Genomic DNA, 1,081 nt, shown 5'->3' with positions numbered 1-1,081 from the left:
GAGCCTGATTTTAGCAGTGTAGCGGTGATTGCTGCTGCAACAGATATTCAATCCGTTGATACAATGACGGCGGTTTTTGGAGACTCAGATGGTAAAAAAAGTCAGGGCTACTATTTATCTAGGCAATATACTCCTGCTGAAGAGTTTGTCCAAAGTGTCCTAGATGATCCCAGAGTTCATGCGGTCACACAATTGTCTGGCTACTCCCAATCCTCCTATATGATTAAGGTTGGAGCCAAGTTCGGTATTCCAACCACTACCTTTAATGCCTGGTTTCACTACGGTTCATTAAGTGAGGAAGAAAAAGAGTTTATCAAAGAGCATCCGGGTCTCTTTATCGATTATCGCAAAAACAAGGATACCGTTGTCTTTCTAAATGATATTAACCATCCCAAAAACGCTGGCTATGATGAAAGTCTTGGTACGATATACTGGACAGACGGTACCAGTCACGATATAGGAGATTGGACGTTTGACCCAGAGACAGGACGGGTCTTGGATACCAAAACAGGTAAGCCCATCATTGGTGGGCCGACAGAGGCCTTTGCCCGAAGTGCCCGCCAGATGTTGCAGCTCAAAGCCTTGAAAGCCAAATGGGAAAAATTAGGTGGAGGCTTGAGCACCAATGAGACCCTCTTCCTTGACGCGGGGCAAAGTGCCCTCTTAGGGGCTTCTATGGCAGAGGCAGCAAAGACAGGCCTAGATGAATTGAAAGACTTGAAGCAAGAGGCAGATGAAGCGGCTGAAAGGCTGTGGTCAGGGATTGACTTTTCCAGCTATACCCACCTCGCTCGCTGGGAGGTAGAGGAGATCTTTGCCTCAAACGGTGTCACTTATGAGAAGATTGTCAGCGACTTTCAGTCCTATACGCAGGAAAAAGTCAAGCAGATGGAGGAGCTGTCAGGTACCTTTGACACCTTGAAGACCACACTTGATAGCGCAGTGGAGGAAAAGCTGGCTTTAGACCATCAATTGGCAGGAGAATTTAGGGCATGGAAAGAGGATCTTTAGAAGAATTGAGGGGCTCTATTCGACAGAAAGAGCAGGGACTGATTGCACAAGAAGAAGACTACTATCGTGC

Annotated in this window: 1 protein-coding gene; it reads left to right on the top strand. The window is 46.8% G+C overall.

Annotation, left to right across the window (positions count from 1 at the left end; translation table 11 throughout):
- The coding region (locus BU200_RS11200; protein ID WP_075100059.1) for a hypothetical protein at positions 1-1,011 on the top strand (1,011 nt) is incomplete at its 5' end.
- Between the last annotated feature and the right edge of the window lie 70 nt (positions 1,012-1,081).

Origin of the sequence: Streptococcus acidominimus, from assembly GCF_001921825.1 — a bacterium.
GTDB classification, from domain to species: Bacteria; Bacillota; Bacilli; order Lactobacillales; family Streptococcaceae; genus Streptococcus; species Streptococcus acidominimus.
This window is presented reverse-complemented; position numbering and strand designations above follow the sequence as displayed.